At 67.4% G+C, this 26,427-nt stretch carries 23 protein-coding genes; 9 read left to right on the forward strand and 14 right to left on the reverse strand.

Annotated elements, in window-relative coordinates; translation table 11 throughout:
- Positions 1-210 precede the first annotated feature (210 nt).
- The 4 genes from AC2FAN_RS09620 to AC2FAN_RS09635 form a co-directional block, all read right to left on the reverse strand.
- On the reverse strand, positions 211-1,149 hold the full coding sequence (locus AC2FAN_RS09620; RefSeq protein ID WP_485173545.1) for an aldo/keto reductase: 939 nt from the start codon (positions 1,147-1,149) through the stop codon (positions 211-213).
- Positions 1,150-1,267: 118 nt separating this feature from the next.
- Positions 1,268-1,828 (reverse strand): AAA family ATPase, encoded by a 561-nt coding sequence (locus AC2FAN_RS09625; protein ID WP_485173547.1) that lies wholly within the window; start codon positions 1,826-1,828, stop codon positions 1,268-1,270.
- Positions 1,829-1,836: 8 nt separating this feature from the next.
- Positions 1,837-3,660, reverse strand: coding sequence for a translational GTPase TypA (gene typA / locus AC2FAN_RS09630; protein ID WP_476805351.1), 1,824 nt, complete (start codon positions 3,658-3,660; stop codon positions 1,837-1,839).
- 153 nt (positions 3,661-3,813) lie between these two features.
- Entirely contained in the window at positions 3,814-5,100 is a 1,287-nt protein-coding gene (locus AC2FAN_RS09635) for a TAXI family TRAP transporter solute-binding subunit (RefSeq protein WP_485173549.1), read from the reverse strand.
- Positions 5,101-5,213: 113 nt separating this feature from the next.
- On the opposite strand from AC2FAN_RS09635, the gene AC2FAN_RS09640 reads away from it, so the two are divergent.
- The 3 genes from AC2FAN_RS09640 to AC2FAN_RS09650 all read left to right on the forward strand — a co-directional run bounded on the left by AC2FAN_RS09640 (position 5,214) and on the right by AC2FAN_RS09650 (position 9,148).
- On the forward strand, positions 5,214-5,897 hold the full coding sequence (locus AC2FAN_RS09640) for a phosphoribosylanthranilate isomerase (protein WP_485173550.1): 684 nt from the start codon (positions 5,214-5,216) through the stop codon (positions 5,895-5,897).
- On the forward strand, positions 5,894-7,111 hold the full coding sequence (gene trpB, locus AC2FAN_RS09645; protein WP_265051148.1) for a tryptophan synthase subunit beta: 1,218 nt from the start codon (positions 5,894-5,896) through the stop codon (positions 7,109-7,111). The genes AC2FAN_RS09640 and trpB overlap by 4 nt, the downstream gene beginning before the upstream one ends.
- Positions 7,112-7,234: 123 nt before the next feature.
- Positions 7,235-9,148 (forward strand): glycosyltransferase family 2 protein, encoded by a 1,914-nt coding sequence (locus AC2FAN_RS09650; protein ID WP_485173552.1) that lies wholly within the window; start codon positions 7,235-7,237, stop codon positions 9,146-9,148.
- Here AC2FAN_RS09650 and AC2FAN_RS09655 read toward each other — a convergent pair.
- The 7 genes from AC2FAN_RS09655 to AC2FAN_RS09685 form a co-directional block, all read right to left on the reverse strand.
- The gene (locus AC2FAN_RS09655) at positions 9,093-9,689 is read right to left on the reverse strand and encodes an SCO family protein (RefSeq protein ID WP_476805355.1); all 597 of its coding nucleotides are present in this window, start codon (positions 9,687-9,689) and stop codon (positions 9,093-9,095) included. The genes AC2FAN_RS09650 and AC2FAN_RS09655 overlap by 56 nt on opposite strands.
- A gap of 101 nt (positions 9,690-9,790) precedes the next feature.
- Complete coding sequence (locus AC2FAN_RS09660; protein WP_265051146.1) at positions 9,791-9,967, reverse strand: hypothetical protein; 177 nt, start codon at positions 9,965-9,967, stop codon at positions 9,791-9,793.
- Positions 9,968-10,074: 107 nt separating this feature from the next.
- Positions 10,075-11,508: an amidohydrolase family protein gene (locus tag AC2FAN_RS09665; RefSeq protein ID WP_485173555.1), complete on the reverse strand. Its 1,434-nt coding sequence runs from the start codon at positions 11,506-11,508 to the stop codon at positions 10,075-10,077.
- Positions 11,509-11,579: 71 nt separating this feature from the next.
- Positions 11,580-13,166, reverse strand: a complete 1,587-nt coding sequence (locus tag AC2FAN_RS09670) for an ABC transporter substrate-binding protein (protein ID WP_476805357.1) — start codon at positions 13,164-13,166, stop codon at positions 11,580-11,582.
- A gap of 46 nt (positions 13,167-13,212) precedes the next feature.
- Positions 13,213-14,124 (reverse strand): ABC transporter permease, encoded by a 912-nt coding sequence (locus tag AC2FAN_RS09675; RefSeq protein ID WP_485173557.1) that lies wholly within the window; start codon positions 14,122-14,124, stop codon positions 13,213-13,215.
- A complete protein-coding gene (locus AC2FAN_RS09680) occupies positions 14,124-15,065 on the reverse strand; it encodes an ABC transporter permease (RefSeq protein WP_265051142.1) in 942 nt (313 codons plus the stop codon). Before AC2FAN_RS09680 ends, AC2FAN_RS09675 begins: the two co-directional genes overlap by 1 nt.
- Before the next feature lie 13 nt (positions 15,066-15,078).
- Positions 15,079-16,725: an amidohydrolase gene (locus AC2FAN_RS09685; protein WP_265051141.1), complete on the reverse strand. Its 1,647-nt coding sequence runs from the start codon at positions 16,723-16,725 to the stop codon at positions 15,079-15,081.
- Positions 16,726-17,051: 326 nt separating this feature from the next.
- On the opposite strand from AC2FAN_RS09685, the gene AC2FAN_RS09690 reads away from it, so the two are divergent.
- From AC2FAN_RS09690 to AC2FAN_RS09715, 6 genes are all read left to right on the forward strand, one after another.
- Positions 17,052-17,630, forward strand: coding sequence for a cupin domain-containing protein (locus tag AC2FAN_RS09690; protein WP_265051140.1), 579 nt, complete (start codon positions 17,052-17,054; stop codon positions 17,628-17,630).
- 134 nt (positions 17,631-17,764) lie between these two features.
- Positions 17,765-18,628: a helix-turn-helix transcriptional regulator gene (locus tag AC2FAN_RS09695; RefSeq protein WP_265051139.1), complete on the forward strand. Its 864-nt coding sequence runs from the start codon at positions 17,765-17,767 to the stop codon at positions 18,626-18,628.
- A 164-nt stretch (positions 18,629-18,792) separates the two neighbouring features.
- A complete protein-coding gene (locus AC2FAN_RS09700) occupies positions 18,793-20,985 on the forward strand; it encodes a TonB-dependent siderophore receptor (protein WP_265051138.1) in 2,193 nt (730 codons plus the stop codon).
- Positions 20,986-20,993: 8 nt separating this feature from the next.
- Positions 20,994-21,830: an alpha/beta hydrolase gene (locus AC2FAN_RS09705; protein ID WP_265051137.1), complete on the forward strand. Its 837-nt coding sequence runs from the start codon at positions 20,994-20,996 to the stop codon at positions 21,828-21,830.
- A complete protein-coding gene (locus AC2FAN_RS09710) occupies positions 21,827-22,945 on the forward strand; it encodes an ABC transporter substrate-binding protein (protein ID WP_485173561.1) in 1,119 nt (372 codons plus the stop codon). Before AC2FAN_RS09705 ends, AC2FAN_RS09710 begins: the two co-directional genes overlap by 4 nt.
- Before the next feature lie 11 nt (positions 22,946-22,956).
- The gene (locus AC2FAN_RS09715) at positions 22,957-24,063 is read left to right on the forward strand and encodes a DUF2218 domain-containing protein (protein ID WP_485173563.1); all 1,107 of its coding nucleotides are present in this window, start codon (positions 22,957-22,959) and stop codon (positions 24,061-24,063) included.
- 12 nt (positions 24,064-24,075) lie between these two features.
- Here AC2FAN_RS09715 and tam read toward each other — a convergent pair whose 3' ends face one another.
- From tam to AC2FAN_RS09730, 3 genes are read right to left on the reverse strand one after another with little or no spacing between them, the layout of a single operon-like run.
- Entirely contained in the window at positions 24,076-24,861 is a 786-nt protein-coding gene (gene tam / locus AC2FAN_RS09720) for a trans-aconitate 2-methyltransferase (RefSeq protein WP_485173565.1), read from the reverse strand.
- Complete coding sequence (locus AC2FAN_RS09725; RefSeq protein ID WP_485173567.1) at positions 24,858-25,637, reverse strand: class I SAM-dependent methyltransferase; 780 nt, start codon at positions 25,635-25,637, stop codon at positions 24,858-24,860. The genes tam and AC2FAN_RS09725 overlap by 4 nt, the downstream gene beginning before the upstream one ends.
- A gap of 3 nt (positions 25,638-25,640) precedes the next feature.
- Positions 25,641-26,426: an ABC transporter ATP-binding protein gene (locus tag AC2FAN_RS09730; protein ID WP_485173569.1), complete on the reverse strand. Its 786-nt coding sequence runs from the start codon at positions 26,424-26,426 to the stop codon at positions 25,641-25,643.
- Position 26,427: the final 1 nt, after the last annotated feature.

Here is a 26,427-nt window from a genome sequence, read left to right on the forward strand (position 1 = left end):
CCATAAGCGGGCCTGCGCTGGCGGTCCATGGCGGCAGCGCGTCGTTGTGCACGAAGCTGTCAGGAATGGCGAACCTTCTCTTCTCCCCTTGCGGGAGAAGGTGGCCCGAAGGGCCGGATGAGGGTCGCGCCGCCTTGAATCGCTACCGATCAGCGTCGCGAGACCCCTCACCCTAACCCTCTCCCGCAAGGGGAGAGGGGACTTCAGGCTTCATTTCACGATCGCATCGATCTCCGCCAGATCCTCTGCCGTCAGCGCCCAGTCCGCAGCCTTGACGTTCGCCGCGACCTGCTCGGGTTTGGTCGCGCCGGCAATGACGCTCGATACGACGGGCTGCGCCGCGAGCCAGGAGAAGGCCAGCTCCACCAGCGAATGGCCGCGCGCCTCGGCGAAGGCGGTCAGCCCCTCGATGCGGCGCCAGTTGTCCTCGCTGAAGATCTCGTCGGCGCGCTGCGGCAGCTTGGTCAGGCGCGCGCCTTCCGGCATCGCCGCGCCGCGCTTGTACTTGCCGGTCAACGCGCCGTTGGCGAGCGGGAAATAGGGCAGCAGCCCCATGCCGTAATGGGCAACGGCAGGTATCAGATCGGCTTCGGCGCCGCGCTTCAGCAGGCTGTACTCGTCCTGCGCCGAGGCGAAGCCGGGAATGCCGATGTCGCGCGCCGTCCAATGCGCATCGGCGACCTGCCAGGCGACGACGTTCGAGCAGCCGACATAGCGAACCTTGCCCTGGCGGACGAGATCGTCGAGCGCGCGCAGCGTCTCCTCGATCGGGGTCAGCGGGTCGGGCCGGTGGAGCTGGTAGAGATCGATCCAGTCGGTCTTCAGGCGCCGCAGCGAATCCTCGACGGCGTTCATGATGTAGCGGCGCGAACCGCCCTTCTTCACGCCCTCGGCATCCATCTCCATGCCGAACTTGGTGGCGAGCACGATCTGCTTGCGCCGCGCGCCCAGAACCTCGCCGAGCGCCGTCTCCGATCCACCACGCTCGCCATAGATGTCGGCGGTGTCGAACAGGGTGATGCCATGCTCGATCGCGGCATCGACGACCTTGCGGGTCGCGTCGAGATCGATGCGCCCGCCGAAATTGTTGCAGCCGAGCCCGACGAGCGAGACGCGCAGGCCCGAGCGGCCGAGATTGCGGAATTGCATGGTGAAGGTCCTTCCCTGAGAGGCGGGCAGAGGACCAGAGCGGGCGGGGAGAGACAATGGCGCCCGATGCAGGGCGGACACGCAGCAGCCGAACGGGCGGTTTCCCGCCGCAGCCAGATCAGGCAGGCGTCAGCCAGCCCGTCCGCGCGAGGACGAGGCGGGCAAGTTCGGTCGGCGAATGCCCGTCCGTGTCGATGACGAGATGGCCGTCGACAGCTTCGCTCGCCATACGGCTGGCCTGACGCAAACTGCGCTCGATCTGGGCATCGCGACCGGACCCCTGCTCGCGTCGGTCGAGGCGCGCAAGCAGGGTCTCATTGCCGGCACGCAGGCGCACGACCGTGATCTGCGCATCGGGGATGGCGGCGCGAATCCAGCGCCTGTCGAAATCAACATGGAGCATGACGCCCGACATCAGCAGGCGCCGGTGCCCAAGGGCGCGATAGGTGCCCCAAAGGGCGGCCAGGTTGAGCTGGCTGACATCGCGGGCGCCGCGCGCCAGCGGCGCCAGATCCTCGTCACTGGGCTTCGGGAAGACGCGATCGAGCTCGTCGGTCTCGATCGCGGCATAGGCGATGCCGGCCGCGGCCAACAGATCGCTCATTTCCCAGCACAGCGTCGATTTCCCGACACCGGCCGGACCGGTGATCAGTAGAATCTCGACCGGAGCATCGACCAAACTGGCGATCAGGCCACTTCGGCCTTCTGCTTCTGCGAGCGCTTGCGCTCGTTCGGGTCGAGGATGCCCTTGCGCAGGCGGATCGACTTCGGCGTGACTTCGACGAGCTCGTCATCGTCGATCCAGGCCAGCGAACGCTCCAGCGTCATGCGGATCGGCGGCGTCAGTCTGACAGCCTCGTCCTTCGACGTCGTGCGGATGTTGGTGAGCTTCTTGCCCTTGAGCACGTTCACCTCGAGATCGTTCTCGCGGGTGTGCTCGCCGACGATCATGCCCTGATAGACCTTCCAACCGGGCTCGATCATCATCGGGCCGCGGTCTTCGAGGTTCCAGAGCGCGTAGGCGACGGCCTCGCCGGTCTCCATCGCGATCAGCACGCCGTTGCGGCGCCCGCCGATCTCGCCCTTGTAGGGCAGGTAGTCATGGAACAGCCGGTTCATGATCGCGGTGCCGCGCGTGTCGGTCAGCAACTCGCCCTGGTAGCCGATCAGGCCGCGGGTCGGAGCGTGGAAGACGAGACGCAGGCGATTGCCGCCCGAAGGACGCATCTCCAGCATGTCAGCCTTGCGCTCCGACATCTTCTGCACGACGACGCCGGAATGCTCCTCGTCGACGTCGATCACGACCTCTTCGATCGGCTCCAGAAGCTGGCCGTCCTCGCCGCGCTTCAGCACGACGCGGGGACGGGACACGCCGAGCTCGAAGCCCTCGCGGCGCATCGTCTCGATCAGGATGGCGAGCTGCAATTCGCCGCGGCCGGAGACGACGTAGCTGTCCTTGTCGGAGGCTTCCTCGATCTTCAGCGCGACATTGCCCTCGGCCTCCTTGAACAGGCGGTCGCGGATGACGCGGGTGGTGACCTTGTCGCCTTCGGTGCCGGCGAGCGGGGAATCGTTGACCATGAAGGTCATCGACACCGTCGGCGGATCGATCGGCTGCGCCTTGATCGGGGTCTCGACGCTAGGGTCGCAGAAGGTGTCGGCGACGGAGCCCTTAACCAGGCCCGCGATCGAGACGATGTCGCCGGCGACGGCCTCCTCGATCGGCTGACGCTCCAACCCGCGGAAAGCGAGAATCTTCGAGATGCGACCGGTCTCGACGACCGAGCCGTCGCCCGAGAGCACCTTGACGGTCTGGTTCGGCTTGGCCGTGCCCGAGGTCACGCGGCCGGTGATGATGCGGCCGAGATAGGGGTTTGCCTCCAGCAGCGTGCCGATCATGCGGAACGGGCCTTCCTCGACGGTCGGCTCCGGCACATGGGAGAGGATGAGATCGTACATCGGAGCGAGGCCCTGATCCTGCGGGCCTTCCGGCGAATGGGCCATCCAGCCCTGCTTGCCCGAGCCGTAGAGGATCGGGAAGTCGAGCTGCTCGTCGGTGGCGTCTAGCGCGGCGAAGAGGTCGAAGACCTCGTTGATGACTTCGGTGACGCGCGCGTCGGGCTTGTCGACCTTGTTGATCGCGACGATCGGACGAAGGCCGAGCTTCAGCGCCTTGGAGACCACGAACTTGGTCTGCGGCATCGGGCCTTCGGCCGCGTCGACCAGCACGATGGCCGAGTCGACCATGTTCAGGATGCGCTCGACCTCGCCGCCGAAATCGGCGTGGCCGGGGGTGTCGACGATGTTGATGCGCGTATCCTTCCAGACGACCGAGGTCGCCTTGGCCAGGATGGTGATGCCGCGCTCCTTCTCGAGGTCGTTGGAGTCCATCACGCGCTCGATGACGCGCTGGTTGTCGCGGTAGGTGCCGGACTGCTGCAGCAGCTTGTCGACGAGGGTGGTTTTGCCGTGGTCGACGTGCGCGATGATGGCGATGTTGCGCATGGACATGCGTGAGGGCCTTGCTTTCAAGGCCACGAGCCGGTCAGGTTCGAAGCCCTGCCGGCGCAGCCCATTTCTCGTGAATCTGGAATTCGTTGCGCTGCACATAAACGCTGGAGGGCGTTTGGGCAACCGCAGACACCGTCAAAAGGTGAATGCGCCTCAGCTTTCGGCCAGCGCGAGCTGCCGTTCGGTGACGGCACGTCCGACCTGATCGATCGCGAGCCGATAGGCCGCGAGTGCCGCCGTATCGAGATCGCCCTTCGCATAATCGGCGAGAACGCGGGTCAGAATCTGGTCGGCTTCGCGGCCGAGCCGGCCCAGTTCGGCCTCGTCCTTACAGGCGCGGATCGTTGCCAGCAGCGCCAGCAGCTCGTCGAGACCGGCCATGGCCCGCCTGCGCCGATTGGCGCTTTCGCGGCCGAGCAGCGCCGCCCCGCCGGTGCCGACCGCCGAGAGCGCCATGGCGCCGATATAGAACCAGTCGCCATAGCGGTCGAAGAACGTCTCCTGCTCGCCATCGATATAGGCCGCCGCGCCGGAATGGACCGGCAGCGGCGCGTCCTTGTCGGTGGAGGGCGTCTCCAGCGCCTGCACGGCCGGCAGCTCGGCCGCAAGCGTCAGGCGAAGCCCGAGAATCTCCTTGGTCAGTTCACCGACCAGATTGTCGTCGAGGCTCTGCGACGCGACGAGGCGGGAGGTGATCGAGATGGTCTGGAGGCTTTCCGCGGGCCGGGGGGGATCACCGCCCAGAGCGCCCCGGACGATCTCGCCGGATTCGATGGCTCGATAGTGCACCGCCAGCGCGTCTGCCTCGCGGATCGGGATCAGCACCGGGTCTTCGCCCCAGGCGGCGCGCAGGCGGCGCAAGCCGTCATTATTGGTGTGCGAGCCGATCGCATTGATCGAGAAAAAGGCGTCGATGCGCTTCTCCTTGGCCGCCGATACCACTTCGTCCGGGGCCAGATCGACGATCTCGAGCTCTTCGGCGCGCACTTCGTATTGGGTCAGGACGCGCTTCAGCAGCGTCAGATTGCCGGCGGGGTTGCGGATGACGCCGACCTTGCGGCCGCGCAGATCCGCGATGCGGCCGATGGCGGTTTCCCTGGTCGTGATGAAGAAGGGATAGGTCCGGCGCGTGACCAGCACGGTGTCGGCGGTCGAAGGCATGGCGATGTCAGCCCGCAGCATGGCGAGATCGGCCTGGCCGGCATCGATCTTCCTGGCGCTGTCCTCGGACCCTTCTGTCAGCACCAGCCGCAAGCGGATCGCAGCCTTGTCGCGATTGAGGCCCTGGACGAAGGCGGCGGCCATGCGCGCATCCTCGGAGCCAAGCGGCCCGACCGCGACGCGCAGCGTGCGCGGCTGGCTGAGGTAGTAGAACACCATGGCGACGAGGCCGGACATGGCGAGAAGAGCCGCCAGAACCGCCAGACCGCGTCTGCCCAAGCCGAGCCGGATCAACCCTCAACCCCTTCTTCGCCTCTTCACCATGGCTTCCTTCGCCATCATGTCGCAAGTACGGCATGCGCCGACGACCAAGCCATGTTAAAGGCCCGGCCATGTCGATCGCTCCACCTTTCCTGGTCAAGATCTGCGGGCTCTCCACCCCGGAGACGCTTCGCGCGGCCCTCGATGGCGGCGCGGACATGATCGGCCTCGTCTTCCATCCAAGGAGCCCGCGTTTCATCACGCTGGAGCGGGCCGTCCAACTCGCAGCGATCGCGCGCGGCAAGGCCGAGATCGTGGCGCTGACAGTCGACTGGACCGAGAAGCAGGCGGCCGAGCTGGTCAATGCCCTGAACCCCGATTGGCTGCAGTTGCACGGCCGCGAGACGCCGGAGCAGACCGCCGCGCTGCGCCGCGCCTCCGGCCGGCGGGTGATGAAGGCGCTGGGCGTCGCCGAAGCCGGCGACCTCGCGGCCATTGCCGCCTATCGCGACGTGGCCGACCGCATCCTGCTCGATGCAAAGCCGCCCAAGGATGCCGCCTTCCCCGGCGGACACGGCCGGCCCTTCGACTGGACGGTGCTCGCCGACCTCGACCCCGGCTTGCCCTTCATGCTAGGGGGCGGGCTCGATCCGGCGAATGTCGCGGAGGCGATCCGCGTGAACCGCCCTGCGGGCGTCGACGTATCATCCGGCGTCGAAAGCGCTGTGGGCGTCAAGGACCCGGCCCGGATCGTGGAATTCATCGCGGCGGCCCGCAAGGCCGCGGCGGCAGTGCAGGAAGGCTTGACGGCATGAACGCCCCCTCGACTCCGAACAGCTACCGCAACGGCCCGGACGAGAACGGCCGCTTCGGCCTGTTCGGCGGCCGCTTCGTCGCGGAGACGCTGATGCCGCTGATCCTCGAGCTGGAGGAGGCCTACAAGGCCGCCAAGGCCGACCCGGCCTATCACGCCGAAATGACCAGCGGGCTGAAGCATTATGTCGGCCGGCCCTCGCCGCTCTATTTCGCCGAGCGCCTGACAGAGCATTTCGCGGGGGCGAAGGTCTATCTGAAGCGCGAGGAGCTGAACCACACCGGCTCCCACAAGGTGAACAACGTGCTCGGCCAGATCCTGCTGGCGCGGCGCATGGGCAAGAAGCGCATCATCGCCGAGACCGGCGCCGGCCAGCACGGCGTCGCGACGGCCACGCTCTGCGCCCGCTATGGCCTCGAATGCATCGTCTATATGGGCGCGGTCGACGTCGCCCGGCAGGCACCCAACGTCTTCCGCATGCAGATGCTCGGCGCCACCGTCGTCCCCGTCGAGTCCGGCACCAAGACGCTCAAGGATGCGATGAACGAGGCGCTGCGCGACTGGGTGACCAATGTCGCGACGACGTTCTACTGCATCGGCACGGTCGCCGGGCCGCATCCCTATCCGGCGATGGTCCGGGATTTCCAGTCGATCATCGGCAAGGAGACCCGCGAGCAGATGCAGGAGGCCGAAGGCCGCCTGCCGGATTCGCTGATCGCCTGCATCGGCGGCGGCTCCAACGCGATGGGGCTGTTCCATCCCTTCCTCGACGACGCAAGCGTCGAGATCTACGGCGTCGAGGCTGCCGGCCACGGCATACCGAGCGGGCTGCACGCCGCCTCGCTCTCCGGCGGACGCCCCGGCGTGCTGCACGGCAACCGCACCTTCCTGCTGATGGACGATGACGGGCAGATCAAGGACGCCCACTCGATCTCGGCCGGGCTCGACTATCCCGGCATCGGCCCGGAGCATTCCTGGCTGCACGATGTCGGCCGGGTGAAATACCTCTCCGCCACCGACGAGGAGGCGCTGGAGGCGTTCCAGCTCATCTCGCGGCTGGAAGGCATCATCCCAGCGCTGGAATCCGCGCATGCACTCGCCCGCGTCGCCGAGCTCGCCCCGCAGAAGCCGAAGGACCATCTGATGGTCGTCAACCTCTCCGGCCGAGGCGACAAGGACATCCCGCAGGTCGCGGAGATCCTGGCGGCGCGCTAGCCGCCTCCGGGACTCGCCCAAAGTTTTACGCGGTCGCCTCTCGACTCTCGTTACGTCAACAGCAACCATGGGTTGCTTCGGCGCAACCGCGCCGGCGCTGTTGCGTGAAGCGGGGCCGGCGCCTTGGGGGGCAGCGGTAACGACAGCCCTTCGAGCGTGCCCGGGCCGGCACCTGCCGGACTGCCCGTCGAACTCGCATTTCTGACGCGTCATGGCATTGCGCCCGCGGCGCTCACGCACGCAGCCGAGCGCGCCGGCCGCCATCGGACCGACCCGGTCCGCGAAGCGATCGCGCTGGGCGTGCTGGACGAGGCCACCTTCTACCGGGCGTTCGCGGCCGAGATGGATCTGCCATTCCACTCCGTCTGCCCACCGGTACAGCCAGGCGGCAGATATGACGCGATCCTGCGGCAGGGCATCGTGCCCACACAGGAAGTGGCGCCGCTTCGCTTCGTGCTCGCCCCCGAAGGGCCAGCACTGCGCCGGATGATCGAGGCCGGTCCACAGCGCCGCGATATAGCGGTGACGACGCCGCGCCGCTTCGCCGAGGCGCTGCGCCGTTCGAACGCCACGGAGCTGGCCCGCCATGCTGCCGGTCTCGACGAGACCGGCCTTGCCCGCGACAGCGCGCGCTCCGGCGCCAGCCGGGGGCAAATGATCGCAGCTATCACCAGCCTCGCGGCTGCCGCGATCGGCAGCGTCCTCGCCCCGCTCGAAACCTTCTTCGCGCTCGCCCTGCTGCTCGGCCCGCTCTTCCTCGGCCTCATCCTGCTGCGTCTCGCGACGGCCATCGAGCGCTCGGCCCCCGATCTCTGGCAGAGCCATCGCTGGCGCATCGACGATGCGCGCCTGCCCGTCTACACCGTCGCCGTGCCGATGTACCGCGAGGAAGCGGTCCTGCGGCAGCTGACGAATGCGCTGTGCGCCCTCGACTATCCGCCAGCCAAGCTCGACATCCGCCTGCTGATCGAGGCCGACGACGCGGGCATGCGGACGGCACTGGCGAAGATGGCGCTGCCGGCGCATTTCACCGTGACGATCGTGCCGCCCGGCGCGCCGCGCACCAAGCCGCGCGCGCTCAATCTCGCCCTGCTCGAGGCGCGCGGCTCGTTGTTCACCATCTTCGACGCCGAGGATATTCCCGATCCGCAGCAACTGCGCATGGCGGCGGCGCGCTTTCTCGGCGGGCCGCCGGAGCTCGCCTGCCTGCAGGCACGGCTCGTGATCGACCATGCCGCGGAAGGGACGCTCCCCGGGCTCTTCGCGCTCGAATATGCCGGGCTTTTCGAGGTGCTCAACCCGGGCCTGCTGCTGTTCCAGCTGCCGATCATGCTCGGCGGCACGTCGAACCATTTCCGCACCGAGACGCTGCGCAAGCTCGGCGGCTGGGACGCCTGGAACGTGACCGAGGATGCCGATCTGGGCCTGCGGCTGGTCCGCGCCGGCTATCGCATCGGCGACCTGCCGTCGAACACACGCGAGGAGGCTCCCGTCACCATCACGGCCTGGCTCAAGCAGCGCTCGCGCTGGATCAAGGGCTATATCCAGACGCTGGTGACGCATTCGCGGGCGCCGCTGAGCCTGCTGCGCGAAGCCGGTCCGGCCGCGACATTCGCGTTCCTGTCGCTGGCTTTCGGCACGGTCGCGACGGCGCTGGGCTATCCCGCCTTCGCCATCGCAGCGCTGCTCGCCTGCTGGGACGGCTCGCTGTTCCAACCGGTCGGCACGCTCGCCACCCTGACCTCGACCATCGCGCTCGCGGTCTGGCTTCTCGGCAGCATCGCGCTCTTTGTGCCGCCGGCCGTCGGCGCCTTGCGCCGGGGCTCGCCCGGGCTGCTCCTGCTGCTGCCCCTGCTGCCGCTCTACTACGCGCTGGTCTCGGTCGCGGCCTGGATGGCTCTCTACGAGTATTTCACGCGGCGTTTTGCCTGGAACAAGACGGAGCACGGGCTGGCGCGCCAGCGTGCACCGGTCGAGGCCGCTACGAGTGGCGCAGCCATTCCGCTGCGGCCTGTGCCGGAGTCTGCTCGATATTGAAGGCGCCGATGAAGCTGCCGTCCTTGCCCATCAGATAGACCAGCGCGGTGTGGTCCATCGTGTAGTCGCCATCCTTGAGGGGCACCTTCTTGGCATAGGCGCGATAGGCCTTGATCGCGGCGTCGATCGCCGGCCGGTCGCCGCTCAGGCCGATGATGCGGGAATCGAAGGAGCCGAGATAGCTCTTCATCGTCTCCGGCGTGTCGCGCTCGGGATCGACGGTGATGAACAGCGCCTTCAGCTTCCTGGCCTTGTCGCCCTCACCAGCGGCGCGCAACGCCTCGGAAATCTCGAAGAGCTTGGTCGGGCAGATATCCGGGCAATGGGTGAAGCCGAAGAAGACCAGGAAGGGCGAGCCCTTCAGGTCCGTATCGGAGAGCAGCTTGCCGTCCTGCGTCGTCAACGTGAAGGGACCGCCGACGCTCGCCGTGCCGCTACCGCCACCCTGACGGCCCGGGGCGAAAGTGATGATGGCGGCGGCGGCCAGCGCGAGTGCGCCCGCAAGGAAGACGACGAGAGGCAGGACGATACGGCGATTCACGGAGAGCTTCCCGGAAGGGCGGCAGACAGGCCGCTACGTTGTAGGTTTTTGATCGTGTATCGGCGTTTCCGAAAACCGGTTCCCACTTTTCGGGCCGATACTTAGAAACAAGCGACGATGGCGGCGATGAGCCCGTCGGTGAAGAGCCGGTCTCCCTCGCGCCACCACAGCAACAGGCCGGCGAGCAGCAGGCCGAAGAAGCCGCCGCCGAGCAACAAAAGCCCTGTGCGGCTCGAAGAGCCCGCTTCGGCTTGCGCTGTCGGATCCACCTGCACCATGGGCACACCCTATCGCCGGCGCGCGCCGTCCGGAAGCGGGCGGCGTGACGCAGGGGCTCACGATGCGGCGATGCGAGCGGCTAGACCGCCCGCTGCGTGCTTGCGCTCTACTTCACCGGGAAGGTGAGCGGGGAGTAGTCCGTCACCGGCCGCTTCGCCCAGTCGTTCTGCGGCGCCGCGGCCTCGGTCCGCTTCTGCGCCTCGTGCAGGCGCAGCGCCGCGGCGGGATAATCCATCGTCAGCACCGTGCCGTCGCGCACCACAAGCTTGCCATCGACATAGACGCGGTCGACGGCGCGCTCGGCAGCGGCATAGACCAGGCTGCGCACGGGATCGCGGCGCGGCTGCATCATCGGATGGGCGAGATCGACCATCACGAGGTCGGCCTTGCAGCCCGCCTCCAGCCGGCCGATGTCGTCGCGGCCGAGCGCGGCGGCGCCGGCCGTTGTCGCGGCCTCGAAAATGTCAGTCGTGGTCAGGGTGCGCGGGTTCTCCGCCATCAGCCGGGCGACATAGCCGGCGTGGCGCATCTCCTCGAGCATGTTGTGCGGATAGGTGTCGGTGCCCAGGCCGATCCTGACGCCGGCACGGCGATAGCGCCCGAAATCGTCGAGCGCGATGCCGCGGCGCATGAACACGGTCGGGCAGTGGGCGACCGTCGTGCCGGTCTCCGCCAGCAGCGCAAGATCGCGCCGGCTATGCCAGGCGACGCGCGGGTAGTCGTCGAGGAAGATGCCGTGGCCGACGATGCTGGTGTCGCCGAGGACACCGAGCTTTTCCAGCCACTGGATCGGCGAGACGCCGTGGCGGCGGGTGATCTCGTGGAACTCGACCGTCGACTGCGCGGCGTGGATCTGCCAGCGCAGGCCGCGGCGCCCGGCCTCGGCATGGCTGTCCTTGATCAGCCCCTCGCTGCAGGTGTCGATCTGGGCCGGGCAGACCATGCCGAACAGGCGGCCGGAAGGATGCGACTGCGCCTTCTCGATGACGTCGAACGCCGTTGCCATGGCTTCGGCGCCGGCCTTCTCGTCCCACTCATATTCGACGATATAGCCGTTCTTGGTGTACCAGCGGGCCGAGCGGAACATCGGGGACAGGCAGACGCGCAACCCGCTATCGGCGGCAAGATCGAGCCAGCCGGGATGGGCGACCGAGAGATCGGCTACGGTGGTGACGCCGGATAGCAGCAGCTCGGAATAGGCGACCTGCACGCAGTCGGGCACCGCCTCGGCATCCGGCCGCAGGATCGGCATGAACTCGTAGAGCGAGGAATTATACAGCGCGGGCGAACCGAGCTCGTCGAGGAAGCCCTTGTTCAGCGCCTCGCTGGAGGGGTGCGAGTGGATGTTGACGAGGCCGGGCATGACCATGCGGCCGCTTCCGTCGACGGTCTCGTCGGCCTGCCCTTCATAGCGCGGGCCCACATAGCGCAGGGTGCCGTCCTCGAAGGCGACGTCGGCACCGTGCAGGTAGACATGCCGGGAGGCTTCCGCATCCCAGGCGACAACGACTTCGGCGTTCTTGATGACCGTGATCGTCATGACATTTCCTCCCTAGCGACCAGACATAGAAAAAGCGCCGCGCGGTTCTCACCGCGCGGCGCCGAAGACGCTTAGCGCTTCAGCTTGATGTCGAGGCCCTTGTAGAGGCCGGCGCCGTAGATGCCGTGGGCGCGGACGCCCTCGACACGGTCGCCCGCGACCACCCAGAGCGGCTGCGAGGCCAGCGGCACCCAGACATTCGCCTCGGTGAGCTGGGTCTGGACCGCGCCGATCGCCTGCTTGCGCTTGTCGGCATCGACGGCGGTCGCCGCAGCCTTGAGCAGCTCGTCGGTCTTCGGGTCCTTCCAGTTCATCCGGTTCGGCGTCGGCACCTGCCGGCTGGCGAAATAGAGGTTCAGCGCCTCGGTTGCCGTCACATAGGGGTAGGCCATGTAGAAGGCGTCGAATTCCTGCGTCGCGAGCTTGCCCCAGGCGACGGTGGCGTCCCAGAGCTGGATCTTGAGGTCGATGCCGACCTTGCGCAGGTCGGCCTGCATCGCCTCGGAGATGCGCGGGTTCACGTCGTTGCGGATGCCGTAGACGATGAAGGTCGCCTTCTGGCCGTCCTTCTCGCGGATGCCGTCGGAACCCGGCTTCCAGCCGGCCGCTTCCAGCAGCTTGATGGCGCCGGCGGCGTCATGCTTCGGCATCTTGCCGGCGGAATCCTTGTCGTAGTCGAGCACGGCCGGGTTCAGCAGCGAGGGCAGCGCCGTGCCCTTGCCGAAGAAGATCGCCTTGGCGATCGCCTGCTTGTCGACCGCCATGTTCACGGCCTCGCGGATCGCCGGATCTTTCGAGACGGGCTTGTCGACCTTGAAGCCCATGAAGATGTCGTAGATGTAGTTTTCCTGGCGCTGCACCGTCATGCCCGGGATGCGCTGCATCGTGTCGAGCGCGATATAGGGCATGTAATAGGTCACGTCGGCCTGCTTGGCCTGGATCGCGGCCATCAGCGTGTTCGACTCAGGGATGACCTTCCAGACGATCTCGTCGACCTGCGGCTTCGGGTCCTTGTAGATCGACGGACCCCAGTTGTAGTGCGGGTTCTTCTTGATGACGAGTTCCTGGCGCGGGGTCCATTTCGACCAGCAATAGGGGCCGGTGGCGTTGAAGCCCTGCACGCCGAAATTCTGGCCGAGCTTCTCGACCGTGTTTTTGTCAACCACCGAGGCGAATGACAGCGCCATCTGGAACAGCAGATCGCTATAGGGCTCCTTCAGCTCGTAGATCAGCGTGGAATCGCCCTCGGCGCGGATATCCTTGACCGGGCCACCGCGGAAGGAGACCGGCGACTTGTTGGCCGGGTCGGTCCAGCGCTTCAGCGAATAGACGACGTCGTCGATCGTCATCGGCCGGCCGTCGCAGAACTTGACGTCGTTGCGCAGCTTGAAGGTGTAGGTCGTACCATCAGGCGAGACCGTCCAGCTGTTCGCGAGGCCGGGCTTGATCGTCTTCATGTCGAAGTCGACCGTCACCAGCGTGTCGGCCAGCATGTAGAGCACCTCGGCGGCGGCCGTCGCGGTGGTGCGGATCGGGTCGTAGTTGTCGGCGTCGATGACGCGCAGGATCGAGAGCGGCGCCTTCTGCTGCGCCACGGCCGGCGCAGCGGCAAGTGTCGCGGCGGCGGCGCCGGCGAGAAGCAGAGTGGATAGTTTCATCATCGAGCAGGTCCCCTTTTTGACGCTTCTTGGTTGATGTCGGCTGCTATTTCCGCAGCTTGGGATCGAGGGCGTCCCGCAGCGCATCGCCGAGGACGTTGAAGGCGAGCACGACCGCAAAGATCGCGAGGCTCGGCAGGACCGAGACATGCGGCGCGAAGAACAGGAAGTTGCGGCCGTCGGCGGCCATGGCGCCGAGCTCGGCGGTCGGCGGCTGGGCTCCGAGCCCGAGGAAGGAGAGGGCGGCGCCGAGCAGGATGACCTGGCCGAAGCGCAGGGTGACGAAAACGAACATCGCCGACAGGCAGTTCGGCAGCACGTAGCGCAGGATGATGCGCAGATCGCTCAGGCCGAGCGAGCGGGCCGCCTCGATATAGCCCTGCTGCAGCACCACCAGCGCCGAGCCGCGCACGACGCGGGCCATCAGCGGCACGGTCGCGATCGAGAGCGCGATGATGACCGCCGTCAGACCGGGGCCGAAGATCGCCGCGATGGCGAGGCCGAACAGGATGGCCGGGAAGGACAGGAGCACGTCCATCAAGCGCATCAGGAGGCCGGACAGCTTCGTGTAATAGGCCGCCGCGAAGCCTATGACGCCGCCGATGATGCAGCCGAAGGCGACGGAAGCCACGCCCATGAGCAGCGTCGTCCGCAGGCCGTAGAGCAGACGGGTGATCATGTCGCGGCCCTGGCCGTCGGTGCCGAGCAGGCCGGCTTCGCCCGGCGGCTTCAGCGTGTTGGCGAGGTCGTTGCCATAGGGGTCGGTCGGCGCGAGCCAGGGCGCGAACACAGCGCCGAGGATGGCGAGAACGACGAGGGCGAGCGCGATGCAGGCGCCGACATCGGACAGCAGCATCCTGAGCACCGTCTTGCGGCGGACGGGCGTGGCGGCAGCGACGCTGACGGCGGCTTCCACTGCGCTGGCGCCGGGCGGGAGCGGGCTGATAGCGGAACTCATCAGGCGCCCCTCACTCTCGGATCGAGCACAGCATAAAGGACGTCCACCGTGAGATTGACCAGGATGAAGCCGAGCGAGAGCACGATGATCGTGCCCTGCGCCATCGGCAGATCGCTCGACAGGATGGCGCCGACCGCGAGCCGGCCGATGCCGGGCCAGCTGAACACCGTTTCCGTGACGACGGCGCCGCCGAGCAGGAAGCCGATCTGCAGGCCGATCAGGGTGACGACCGGCACGAGCGCGTTGCGCAGCGTGTGCCTGACCAGGACGACGACCTCGGCCAGCCCCTTGGCGCGGGCGGTGCGGACATGGTCGGCGCCGAGCTCGTCGAGCACGGAGGTCCTGGTCATGCGGGCGACCGGGCCGACGAAGACGCCGCCGAGCGTGATCGCCGGCAGGATGACGCCCTGGATGCCTTCCCAGGTCCAGAGCGGACCGGTGCGGCCCGTGAAGGGCAGGATCGGATACTTGAAGCCGAAGAGCCAGATCAGGCCGAGGCCGAGAAAGAAGACCGGCAGCGAAACGCCGGCGACCGAGACCGCCATGATCGCGCGGTCGAGCAGCGAGCCGCGGAAATAGGCGCCGGCCGTGCCCAGCAGCATGCCGAGCGGGATGGCCCAGATCAGCGAAGCGAACATCAGCTCGAGCGTCGGCCCGATGGTGTTGCCGAGCTCCTGCACGACGGGGACGTTGTTGATGATGGAGACGCCCAGATCGCCCTGTGCGAGGCGGCCGATATAGATCAGGAACTGCTTCCAGAGCGGCTGGTTCAGCCCCAGTTCCTGGCGAATGGCCTCGACCACGTCCTGGGTCGCGGTCGGGCCGGCGCGGACCTGCGCCGGATCGGTCGGCACCACCTGCATCAGCAGGAAGCCGATCAGCAGCACGCCGAGCAGAACCGGCAGGACGAGCAGCAGCCTTTGCAGCGCGTGCCGCAGCATGAAGACGCCTCCCTTATTGCGCGGCGGCTGCGAGCTGGCCGTGACGATCGAACACGACCTCACCACCGAGCAGGGTCAGGTCGCAGCGAACCTCGTTCTCGACCGCTTCGACCGGGACCGCGAAAATATCGTGCGAGAGCACGGCGATATCGGCGAGTTGGCCCGGCACCAGCCGGCCGAGCTTGTCCTCGGCGAACTGGGTGTAGGCACCGAGCGCCGTATAGGCATGCACCGCCTCTTCCATGCTCAGCCGCTCGGCGCCGCCGATCTCGGTGTGGCGCTTGGTCTGGCGAGTGACCATCGTGAAGAGGTTCTTGAACGGGTCGGTGGCGCAGACCGGGGCGTCAGAGCTCGCCGCGGCATGGAGGCCGGCATCGAGCCATTTGCGCATGGGGTAGGAGGCATCGGCGCGGCTCTGGCCGAGATTGATCACGTAGAGATCGCCGAACTCGTAGATGAAGGCCGGCTGCGGCACGGGATCGATGCCGGCGGCGGCCATGCGCGCGAGCTGTCCGTCGGTCAGGAAGCCGCAATGCTCGATGCGATGGCGGCGCCCGCGGATCGGATGCTCGGCGCTGTCGGCCTTCTCGATGCCGGACAGCACCTGCTCGATCGCGGCATCGCCGATCGCATGGATGGCGAGCTGGTAGCCGAGCTTGTGATAATGCGCGAGATAGCCGTGCATATCCTTGTCGGAATAGATGAAGATGCCGCGGTTCTCGGGATCGCCGACCAGATAGGCCTCGCTCATCGCCGCCGTCAGGCCGCCGGCGCTGCCATCCCCGAAGACCTTCATCGCGCCGTAGCGCAGCAGGCCGGTCTCGCGGCCGAAACGGTAGCCGGCGGCGTGGGCCTCGTCGCCGATGCCGTCGGAATTGCCGTAAATGCAGACCCAGGTGCGCACCGGGAGCGTGCCGGCGCGGGCGACCTCCTCATAGGCCTCGATCTCGGCCATGCCGGCGAGCATGCCGACGCCGGCATCCATAACGCTGGTGAAGCCCTGCGACAGCATGTAATGCCCGGCCTTCTCGATCGCTGCCTTCAGCTCGGCAGCGCTCGGCCGCGGCATCGCCTCGACGATCAGGCGCATCGCGCTTTCGGCCAGCAAGCCGGTGAGCTTGTTGTCGCGACGCTCGATCAGGCCGCCGTCGGGGCTGGGCGTGTTGTGGCCGATGCCCGCCGCCGCCATGGCGCGGCTGTTGACGACACCGACATGGCCGCAGGTGCGCTTGATGTAGACGGGGTTGTCCGGCGCGACGCGATCCAGTTCCTCGGCCGTGGGATGGCGCCCCTCGGCGAGCTCGTTGTGATCATAGCCGCGGCCGGTGACCCATTCGCCGGGCTTCCTGCCCTTGGCGGCGACGGCGACGCGGCGCAGGATTTCGTCGATGCTGTTGACGCCTTCCTCGGGGCGCAGATTGACCTCGCTCATGGCGAGGCCAAGCGGCAGCAGGTGCATATGCGCATCGTTGAGGCCGGGGATGGCGATGCGGCCGGCGAGATCGACGATTTTCGTTCCGGCGCCCTGGAGCGCGGCGATCTCGGCGGCCGAACCCGCGGCCAGCACCTTGCCGTCTCCGATCGCCAATGCCTCGGCGAAGCCTTCCGCCAAGCCGCAGAAGATGCGGCCATTCAACAAAACGGTCTCGGCTTGCGTCATTGACCCTGCTTACCCCTGCTTTCGCTGTTGAATTCTCGTCGCAGGCATTGGCGAGTGCCTAGTATTCGGACAAGCATCTACCGTCGCGCGGAACGAAAGCTCGCCTCCGCGCGGCCCTGTCGGACAGGACTGGATTTTTTATCTGAACGGTGCGCTTTGATCGCGAAAACTAATCCACTTCGCCTGTTCCCCAAGACACTATTTTCTTATTGGCTTCCGTGCAGCATTGCTCAGAATATTGAGCAAGGCAAGGGCTGCCGCGCAGGCGCCTCTTGGATCATGCGCAGAAATGAAAAAGGCGCTGAGAATGGGGACGGAGGACGGCCATGAGCTTTGATGTCGGCGGCAGGTTGAAGGAAATCAGGCTCACCGCGGGACTTTCCCAGCGCGAACTCGCCGCGCGCTCCGGCGTGACGCATAGCCTGATCTCGCTGATCGAGCAGAATCGGAACAGTCCGTCGGTCGCTTCGCTCCGCAAGATTCTCGACGGCATTCCCATGAGCATGGTGAATTTTTTTGACGAAGACAGAACCCCCAAGGACAAGGTGTTCTTCGAGGCGCCCGACCTGCTCGACCTGACGTCCCGCCTGCACCAGGTCAATGGCGGCGAAAGCCAGGGGCAGATGTCCTTCCGCCAGGTCGGCGATGCCCAGGCGCACAACCTGCAGATCCTGCACGAATCCTACGAGCCGGGCGCCGACACCGGGATCGCGATGCTGAAGCACGATTCCCACGAAGGCGGGGTCGTCCTTTCCGGCGAACTCGAAGTCACGGTCGGCGACCAGATCAAGGTGCTGACCCCGGGCGACGCCTATCTCTTCGACAGCCGCATCCCGCATCGTTTCCGCAATATCGGGACGAACCGCTGCATCGTCGTCAGCGCCTGCACCCCGCCCTATCTCTAGGCGCGAGCCCGCATTGCTGCGCGGCTCCCGCTCCCGCAGAGGCCATCCGAACCTTAGAATCTATTTAAAGTATTGATTTTATTGATTTTCTTTCCCTGATACCCTAAGCTGGAGCGATCTTCCCAGGGGTCGCGATGTCCGTCCGTTCCAGTTCCGCACGATTGCCTTCCGCAAGCCTGGAGCTGTTCTCGCGCAATCTCTCGCTCTCCGCCGGCTCGTTCTTCATCCATGAGGGCGAGCGCGTCACGGGGCCGATGCGACCGGGGCTGAAGGTTGCCGTGATGCTGGAGGGTCGGCAGGCACTTGAGCTGGACGACCGCCCGGCCGTGGTGCTCGACGGCCCGGCGGTCCTCGTCGCCGCGAATGGCGGCGATCACGTGCAGCAGCGCACCGGGCTAGCCGATGGCGAGCTGCGCTATGCGCTGATGCAGTTCGATTTCGACTTCGTCGCGCGCGAATTCGGCGAGGCCGTCGCGAAGGCTGCACGGCAGGCCTGCGCCGGCGATGCCGGGTTCTGGGTGCGCCCTGCGGATGCGCCGGTCCGCGCCCTGGCGCTCCAGATGGCCGACTGCCCGGTGGGCGAAGCCCTGCGTCCGCTCTATCTCGCCGGCAAGGCGCTCGAACTCGGCGCGCTGGTGCTGGACCGCATGCTCGGCGAGCGGCCGCCGCGCCCCGCACGACTCAATCCACGCCTGCGCGAGCAGGTCCATACCGTGCGCGACCTGCTGCTCGAAGCGGTTCAGGAGCCGCCGAGCCTGGCGGAGCTCGCACGATTGAGCGGCCTCAACCCGACCAAGCTCACGGCCGCCTTCCGGGCCGAGTTCGGCACCAGCGTCTTCGAATATCTGCAGGAGCACAGGCTCCAGCAGGCCTATGCCATGATCGCGAGCGGCGAGGCGAACGTCGCCGTCGCCGCTTTCCGCGTCGGCTACAGCCCCGCTCATTTTTCCGGGCTTTTCCGGAAGCGGTTCGGTATCGCGCCCAGCGCCCTGCGCTGAGCAGACGCGATGCGCCGGAGCTGCTTTTCCTGCTTGGATGCGTTCGAAACGCGACCGAAAGAAATACTGCCGCGATCGAAAGTCAGCTGCGTTGCCGGTATGGCCGGCTTCCTGAAAGAACCCCGGTATGGGGCGCAACTGGCGCCCGGGGCAGGAATATGGGCATGACCGGGATCATCATCGGCAATCGCGCGGCGAGACGGGCCGGCGTCGCAGTGGCGGCCATCGTCGCCGGCTGGTCGGGCGCAGCCTTCGGGCAGAGCGGCGCGCCGACACAGAACGGCAACGCAATCAGCCTCGACACCATCCAGGTTCAGGGCGAGCAGGCCGGCGGCCCGGTGAACGGCTATGTCGCCCGGCGCAGCGACACCGCCACCAAGACCGATACGCCGCTGATCGAGACCCCGCAGTCCGTCACCGTGGTCACGCGCCAGCAGATGGACGACCAGAGCGCGCAGAGCGTCGGCCAGGCCCTGCGCTACACCGCCAGCGTGCTCGCCGAGACCCGCCTGTCCTCGGGTCGCTACGACAGCGCCTTCATCCGCGGCTTCGGCGGCAGCGGCGGTGGCGCCGGCTTCATCAACAATCTCGACGGGCTGCGCTACCAGCGCGGCGTCAACTTCCTCGTGCCGGCCTACGAGCCCTGGGGGCTGGAGCGGGTCGAGGTTCTGCGCGGGCCTTCCTCGGTGGTCTTCGGGCAGGTCAAGCCCGGCGGCATCGTCAACATGGTCAGCAAGAAGCCGAAGGAGGAGGCCCATGGCGAGGTCCAACTCCAGTTCGGCAGCTATGAACGGGCGCAGATGGCCTTCGATTTCGGCGGCCCCGTCACCCCCGACAAGACCTGGACCTATCGCGTCGTCGGCTTGGGCCGCGCCGCCGACACCCAGGTCGACTACACTCGCGAGGAACGCATCTTCATCGCGCCCTCGCTGACCTACCGGCCGAACGGGGCGACCTCCTTCACGCTGCTGACCTCGTTCCAGCGCGACCCCGAAACCGGGTTCTACGGCTTCATCCCGGCCGTCGGCACCGTGCTGCCGAGCCGCGCCGGCCGCATCCGCAGCGAGTTCTTCCCGGGTGAGCCGCGTTTCGAGGGCTATAGCCGCAACCAGCTCAACGCCGGCTACGAGTTCGAGCACCGCTTCAACGACGTCTTCACCTTCCGCCAGAATGTCCGGCTCTCCGACCTCGAATCGCGGTTCCGGACCGTCGCGGTCGCGAGCATCGCCGCCGACCAGAAGACGCTGAACCGCCGTGTCACCGTGTCGAACGAGAATGCCCGGACCGCCGGCATCGACAACCAGCTCCAGGCCGATTTCCGCACGGGACCGCTGACCCACAAGCTGCTCTTCGGCGTCGACGGCTACTGGATGGACGGCTCGGCCCGCACCGGAGCGGGCGGCACCGTGCAGACGCTCGACTTCACCAACCCGGTCTACGGACGCGTGCCCTTCGCGCTGCCGGCCACGCCGCTGACCAAGCAGACGACCGAGCAGTACGGCGTCTACCTTCAGGACCAGATCAAGCTCGACCGGCTCTCCCTGCTGGTCGGCGGCCGGTTCGACCGGGCCGAAGCGCGCACCCGGGCCGTCAACACGGGCGTCCTGACAAAGCAGGACGATACGGCCCGCACCGGCCGCGTCGCGCTGATGTATAATTTCGACAATGGCTTCGCGCCCTATGCGAGCTATTCGACCTCCTTCGAGCCGGTGGCCGGCACCACCTTCGGCGGCCAGGCCTTCAAGCCGACCGAAGGCGAACAGTACGAGGCCGGCTTCAAATACGAGCCGACCGGCTGGAACGCCTCCTTCCAGGCCGCGGTCTACCAGCTCACCCAGACCAACGTCGCCACCACCGACCCGAACAATGTCGGCTTCCAGATCCAGACCGGCGAGGTTCGCGCCCGCGGCGTCGAGGTCGAGGCACGCGCCACGCTCTTCGACAATTTCGACCTCGTGGCCGCCTATGCCTATACCGATGCCGAGGTGACCAGGAGCAACGGCGTCGACCTGGGCAAGCGCCCGACGGTGGTGCCGCGCCACATGGCCTCGCTCTGGGCGCTCTACAATTTCAAGACCGGGCCTCTGGCCGGCCTCGGTCTCGGCGGCGGCGTGCGCTATGTCGGCGAAGGCGCCGGTGATCCCGGCAACACCTTCTTCACCCCCGACTACACGCTGTTCGATGCGATGATCAGCTATGATTTCGGCGCCTTGAACCCGTCGATGAAGGCCTGGAAGCTGCAGGTGAACGCCCAGAACCTCTTCGACAAGGAGTACATCGCCGGCTGTTACGCCGCCGTGCAGTGCTCCTTCGGCCTGCGCCGCACCGTCCTGGCGACGCTATCCTATCGCTGGTGAGGTCGAGCGTGCAGCAGCCGAACGGATCAGATGCGGAGCTTCAGCCGGTCATGCTGCCGCAGGCCTGGCAGCGTGACTTCGAGGCCCGGGACGGATCGCGCTATCGGCTGCTGATCTCGATACCACCCGACCCCGCCCCACCAAGCGGCTTCCCGGCGATGATACTTGTCGACGGCCATGCTCTGTTCGCGACGGCCCTAGCCGCCGCAAACCTGCAGGCGCTGAGGCCAGAAGCGACCGGGGTGAGCCCCGCCGTGATCATCGGCATCGGCTATCCCGGCGGTCAGCCCTTCGATGCGGAGCGCCGCCAGCGCGACCTGCTGCCCGTGCCTGATGGCGCCAACCGGTTCCTCGACATGATTGCGGGCGAAATCCTTCCCCTCGTCGAACGCCTCGCCCCGCTCGACCGGGCCCGGCGCACGCTGGTCGGCCATTCCTATGGCGGGCTGTTCGCGCTCCATGCCTGCTTCAACCGGCCCGGTCTCTTCGAAGCCCATGTCGCCGGCAGCCCGTCGATCTGGTGGCAGGATCGCGCGATCCTGGCGAGCGAGGACGCCTTCCGCCTCGGCACGCCCCGCGCCGGACGGCTCTTGATGACAGTAGGCGGTCTGGAGCAAGGGCCGGGGCTCGCCGTGGGCGCGCAGCGAGCCGAGCGACTGGCGCGAGCCCGCATGCGCGACAACGCCGCGGAGATGGCCGAGCGCCTCAGAGCCTCCGGCCGGGTGGCCTGCGAGTTCGTGGAATTCCCGGGCGAGAACCACGTCTCGGTGATCCCGGCGATGCTGTCGCGGGCCGTGGCCTTCGCGTTGACCGGGACGGCACAGGACAAGGTCGCAGCCGCATGACGATCGACAGGCGATCACTGCTTCTGGCCGGTCTGGCCCTGCCGGTTCTGTCCGCAAGGGCGAGCGAACCGGTCACGGCGACCGATGTGCTCGGCCGCACCGTCAGGCTGGCTGCGCCGGCAAGGCGCATCGTGCTGGCACAAGGCCGGCAGCTCAACGCGCTCGGCCTGCTCCATCCCGATCCGGTCAGCCTGCTCGCCGGCTGGGGCAACGATCTCGAACGCCAGAACGCGGATGCGCTCGCCCGCTACCGGGCGCGGTTTCCGGCGATCGACGCGCTTCCCATCGTCGGCGACGGGGGAACGGCGAACGGTTTCTCGCTGGAGCGAGCGATCGCGCTCGGGCCGGATCTCGTCGTGCTCAGCCGCTCGCTCGCCGGCACCCGCCGCGGCCCGGGCGATCTCGTCGAGAAGCTGGAGGGTGCCGGTATCCCCGTCGTGGTCGTCGACTTCTTCCTGGAGCCGCTGCGCGACACCGTGCCGAGCCTGCGGGCGCTCGGGCGGCTCATCGGCCGCGAGGAACAGGCGGACAAGTTGATCGCGTTCTACGAGGAGCGGATGCAGCGCGTCGCAAACCGCGTCGCAGGTGCGACCCGGCCCTCCGTCTTCATCCATGCTCATGCCGGTGGCTACGATTGCTGCATGACCGCCGGCCAGGGCACCTTCAACGAATTCGTCCATGCCGCGGGCGGCCGCAACATCGCCGCCGCGATGCTGCCGGGCGCAACCGGGCAGATCGGGCTGGAGCAGCTCATCAGCGCCGACCCCGATTTCTATGTCGCGACCGGCGGCACACATCTGGCGAAGCTCGGCGGGCTGGTGCTCGGCCTCGGCGTTGGCGAAGCCGATGCGCAAGCGAGCTTCGCCAAGCTGCTCGCGACACCATCTCTGTCGACGCTCACGGCCATCGAGAAGCGGCGCGCCTTCGGGTTCTGGCACCTCTTCAACGACACGCCGCTGCATGTCGTCGCCATCGAGGCGCTGGCGAAATGGCTCCATCCTGAGCGTTTTCGCGACATCGACCCGGCCGCTACGCTTGCGGAGGGCGCGCGCTTCTCGGCCATCCCGCTCGACGGGACGCTGTGGATCGCGGCCCCGGCAGCCGGCAAACCCTGACGGAGATCATCATGCTGGCTACCTCGACCCGGATCGCATTGGCCGATCCGGAAAGCGTCCTGAGGCCGCTCTGCGCGCATCTCGTCGAGCATGAGGCCGTAATCAGCGAACAGGAGGGCGCGACGGTGATCCTGCTCGATGCCAGCCAGGCGCGCATCGGCCTCTCGGCCGCCGCGCTCGACGTCACGGTCGAGGCGCCTGACGTGGCTGCGCTGCAGGAGATGAAGCGCGCGATCGCCAGCCATGTCATCGAATTCGCCCCGAAGGGCGCCGCGCCGGAAATGCGCTGGATCGGCGACGGCACGGGTCCGGCGCTGCCGGCCGATTTCCGGGTGCTGACCGTGACCGGCGTCGAGACGATCACGCCGCATATGCGCCGCATCCGCTTCCGCGGCGAGAATCTCGGCCGCTTCGACAAGATCGATGCGCTGCATGTGCGGCTGTTCATCCCGCCCGAGGGTGTGACGGCGCCGAGCTGGCCGATGGTCGGCGATGACGGCCTCCTGCTGCAGCCGCCCGCCGAATCGCGCCCTATCGTCCGGAAGTACACGATCCGCGAGATCGATTCTGCGGCCGGCACGCTGGCGGTCGACTTCGTCCTGCACGAGGATGCCGGCCCCGGTTCGGCCTTCGCGATGCGGGCCAAGACGGGCGATCTGGTCGGGATGGGCGGGCCCGGCGGGCGCGGCCTCAAGACCGCCGAGCGCTACGTCTTCCTTGCCGACGAGACGGGGCTTCCGGCGGCGGCGCGCATGCTGGAGAACCTGCCCGCCGAGGCTGTGGGACAGGCCTTCTTCGAAGTGGCCAATGCCGGCGAGGAGCAGCCGCTGCGACGCCCGACCGGGATCGCCCTGACCTGGTTGCATCGCTGCGATGCGGCGCCCGGCAGCCTGCCGCTATTGCAGGAGGCTTTCGCGGCACTCGACTGGCCGGCGGAAGGGCCGGCCACCTATCTCTGGGCCGCGATGGAGCATGGCGGTTTCCGGGAGATCCGGGCGGCGGCGCGCGGCAAGCTGCGGCCGGAGCGCGACCAGCATCTCGTCGTCAGCTATTGGCGCAACGGCGCGACCGACGAGGAACACGTCGCCGCCAAGAAGGCGGAGGCAGCCAAGGCCTGATCCTGGCCGCGGTCAGCCTTCGCGAACGGCGACGATGAACAGGCGCGGGAAGCGCAGCAGCACCTTCCCGTCGCTCTCGACCGGATAGCCGGGGGCGATATGCTCCAGATAGCGCTCGATGAAGATCTCGCGCTCAGCCGGCGTCAAACGGTCGAGATAGGGCTTCAGCCCGGTCGACTTGAACCATTCGGCGATGGCCTCGATTCCGGCCAGCGCGTGCACATAGGTGGTCTGCCAGATATCGACCCGGCAGCCGGCGGCTGCGAGCCAGCGCCGGTAATCGCCGAAGGAGCCGATCGCCGACCGCTCCGCCTTGGCGGTGGCGAGCCTCTCGGCCCATGGCGCTTCCGCGGCGACCTCGCGCATCGCGACATGCGACGGCTCCATGAGATTGTTCGGCATCTGCACGGCAAGGCAGCCGCCCGGCGCCAGCGAGCGCGCGAGCCGCGGGAACAGCGCCTCGTGATCAGGCAGCCATTGCAGGACGGCATTGGCGAAGATCAGGTCGTAGCCGGCGGCGTCGGACCAGGTCGCGACATCGCCCAGCACGAAGGACAGGTCCGGCAGGCGGTTGCGCGCCTTCTCCAGCATGTCCGGCGAGGAATCGAGCCCCTCCGTCAAGGCTTTGGGAAAGCGCTGGGCGACCAGCTCGGTGCTGTTGCCGGGGCCGCAGCCGAGATCGATGCAGCGCTTCGGCTGGGTGAGCGGCACGCGGGCGAGGAGATCGGCAGGCGGACGCGTGCGCTCGTCCTCGAAGCGCAGATATTGCGAGGCGTCCCAGTCCGGCTTCGCGGTCATGCCGAGGGCTTCCGGGCGAGGAGGGCGAAGCGGGTCGAGGACGACAGCCGGATCGCATCATGCAGCGGCGCGGCGCGCTGCTGCTCGCGCACGACCTGGATGTAGTCGGCCGGCGCAATATCGACGAAGCCAGCCGTTTTCAACATGTCCTCGAGACGCTGCCGGCTCAGCCCGTCCTTGAAATAGAAGCGCTGGGCGATCGAGGCATGGGTGTCGGCATCGATCTGGTGGACAGGCGCGCCGCGCTTGTCGCGCAGCCAGTTGCCGAAGCGGTTGACCAGCGCCTGCCAGCGGCTGCGGTTGATCCAGTCGCCATCGATGACGAGGAGGCGGCCACCGGGGCGCAGAACCCGGAACCACTCGGCGAAGGCGGCCTCCGGGTCGGTCAACGTCCAGACGAGATGGCGGGTGATCGCCGCGTCATAGCTCGCATCCTCGTCGAGCAGATGCTCGGCGTCGCCAAGCCGGAAGCGCGCGTTCTTGCCATGCTTGGCGCGGGCCCGTTCGAGCATCGCCTCGGAAAAGTCGAGCGCCGTGACGCGGTGGCCCAGCGACAGCAGCGCGCGCGTGATCTCGCCGGTGCCGCAGGCGAGGTCGAGCACGTCCAGCGGCTCGGGGCCGAAGGAGTCGCCGATCAGGCGCTGGAACGCCTTGAGCTCCCGGTCAGACTTGATCGCATGGCCGAAGGAGAGATCGAAACTCTCGGCGCGAACCGACCAATAGGCGCGGATCTCTTCCTTCAGGGTGAAGTTGTCGTGCGAGGCGGGGACGGACATGGCTCACTGACCGTGGATATAGGGCTCGACCAGCAGGGTACCCCGGGCCGAGCGCTCAAGGTGAACGCCGACCGCATATGTCTCCGCAACGGCGGGATGCGCAAGCACCTTTTCAGGCTGACCGGCCTGGGCGATCCGGCCGGCATTCATGACCAGCACGCGATCGGCGAAGCGGGCCGCGAGCGACAGATCATGGATCGCCACGACGGTGACGATGCCGCGCCGGCGCGTCGCGGCGCGGATCGTCGCCATGACGTCGAGCTGGCGGCGGACGTCCAGCGCGCTGGTCGGCTCGTCGAGCAGCAGCACGTCCGGCTCGCGCACCAGCGCCTGGCCGATCGCCGCAAGCTGGCGCTGGCCGCCCGAGAGCGTCGCAATATCGCGCGAGGCGAAGGGGCCGAGGCCGAGTTCCTCGATCACCGCCTCGACGGCGCGGGTGTCGTCGGCCGAAGCCGCGAGCGCGAAGCCGCGATGCAGGCTCTTGCGGGCGAGCAGGATGATGTCGAAGACCGAGAGCACGACGCGTGCCTCGGTATCCTGCGACAGGTAGAACACCTTGCGCGCCCGCTCTCGCTGCGGGAGCCCCGCCAAGTCATGGCCGTCGAGGCTGACATGGCCGGCTTGAGGCCGCAGCAGGCCGGCAGCACAGCGGAACATCGTCGACTTGCCGGAGCCGTTCGGGCCGACGAGCGCCGTCAGTTCGCCGCGCGGCAGGTCGCCGGTGCCGAGCCCGCGCAGGACCGGCGTCGAACCGTAACGGAAATCGAGATCGCGGATCGCGAGCGCCATC

The sequence above is a fragment of the Allobosea sp. RIT-PG3_2 genome, from assembly GCF_057321085.1.